This window comes from Waterburya sp. (genome assembly GCF_058530065.1).
In genome coordinates, this window is the sequence record NZ_JBZNBU010000416.1 from 1 (window position 1) to 1,921 (window position 1,921).

A 1,921-nucleotide genomic window follows, 5' to 3' on the forward strand; every position below is an offset into this window, starting at 1 on the left:
CATCGTTATTGAGTACTAAAGCACAAACATCAGATAAGTTGATTCTTCTAGCTGCTTGGGGATATTTATTATTTACACAACTTACTGCTTCCTTGATTACTTGAAACTCGGCTACATTTGCCAAATCGATAGTCGCTAAAACCTCTAATAGATTTTCGTCATCCAATGGCGTTGCGCTACGAGAACTATCAATCGCCATGTTTAAATCTTGGGTTAAGTTTTGAGGCAATCCCGCCCGAATTATTCGATCTAATGCCCAAGGAACTAGCTTTTCTCTAATTTTAAAACCATTAATCCCAAACTGATTTTGAAATTCTAATACCTGGTTATTATGACCCCTAAAAGAAGTAGCATATAAATTGGGTACGTCATCGCGATTAAGGATTAAAGCTGCGACTTGTTCCGCAGGAATCATTGATTTATGTTCTTGGTAGTGAATGTCGATAAATCTTACTACTTCCTGAATTATTTTAATTTCAGTAACATTAATCAGTCTAATATCTGCTAAAACATCAATAAGATCGAATCGATCGATTTTTACTTCTCCTTGAAAATTGTCCATGTATTTTGATCCTAACCAGTTATATCAACACGATTCTAGCCTTGGTAATTGGGGATGGCTAGTAATTAAGTAAGATAGGGACGTTTCATGAAACGTCCGTACAGAAGCAAGAAATCATCAGTAAGAAATATTGATTTTTCAGTAGTTTATCTTTAATTTGGACTTAAAGAAGAATAAATGTTGAATTTTAAATGAATGGCTAAAGCAATATTTCAACCGCCGAAATTAAGAAGAGAAGAATGCGAAGAAGGAGAAAGAAGAGCAACTTGGCTAGAATTATTTTTCGACCTTATTTTTGTAGTGGCGATCGCTCAATTGGCGCATATTTATCATGAAGATTTTACCTCAATTGGTTTGACCAAGTTAGCATTATTATTCATACCTGTTTGGTGGTGTTGGATTGGGGCAACTTTTTACCATACTCGCTTTGATAATGACGGTTTGGTCGATCGCTTGATTACTCTTTTGCAAATGGCGATCGCTGCAACCATGGCAGCCAATATTCATCATGGTTTGGATTCTTCTTCTGTAGGATTTGCTCTTAGTTATATTGCTTTTCGAGGAGTATTAATTTGTCAATATCTTCATGCTGGCTATCACGTACCCCAAGCTAGGGGATTAACGAACTGGTTTGCCACTGGTTTCAGCATTAGTATTCTTTTCTGGTTGGGTTCGTTGGTTGTACCTCTTCCTTGGCGTTTTGCTATGTGGACGATGGGTTTAATTATAGATTTTGCTACTCCTTTAAGCGCAGGAAATCGAGTTGCGAAAATTCCTCCCGACATGGCACATACCACCGAAAGAATTGGACTATTTACAATTATTGTTTTGGGCGAATCGATTGTTGCAGTTGTCGGCGGAGTTTCTGAAATAAATTGGACTCCTATGTCGATTGCGATCGCTCTTTTGGGTTTGTCGATCGCTTTTAGTTTTTGGTGGATGTATTTTGATACCGTAGATGAATCTCCTTTAACTGCCATGAGACAGGGCAAAATGGGTGTGGCTCTTGCTTGGCTCTATTCTCACCTTCCTCTCACAATTGGTTTGACTGCTACGGGTGTCGGGGTAGAAAAAATGATTCGGGGTTTAACTGAAGACAACAATAGCAGCGAGAAAATTTTATTTTGTTTGGCAGTAGGTTTGTGTATGCTAATTCTCTCCAATCTTCATTGGAATAGCTGTCAACTCGGACAAACCAAATGCAAGCGCATTCTAACTTTTTATCGCCTTGGTGCGGGAATTTTCATTCTGGCTTTAGCTTTGGCTAGCAATGTCCTATCTTCTCTACTAATTATTACTTTAGTCGCGATCGCCTGTACGGTACAGATTGTTCTAGATATTTTTAATACTTGCAATTAG

The 1,921-nt window shown here is 38.1% G+C and carries 2 protein-coding genes; one reads left to right on the forward strand and one right to left on the reverse strand.

Annotated elements, in window-relative coordinates; translation table 11 throughout:
- Positions 1 to 562: hypothetical protein (locus AC33VI_RS23010; protein WP_491784593.1), on the reverse strand; the 562-nt coding region annotated here is incomplete at its 3' end.
- A 195-nt stretch (positions 563 to 757) separates the two neighbouring features.
- On the opposite strand from AC33VI_RS23010, the gene AC33VI_RS23015 reads away from it, so the two are divergent.
- Positions 758 to 1,921, forward strand: coding sequence for a low temperature requirement protein A (locus AC33VI_RS23015; RefSeq protein WP_491784594.1), 1,164 nt, complete (start codon positions 758 to 760; stop codon positions 1,919 to 1,921).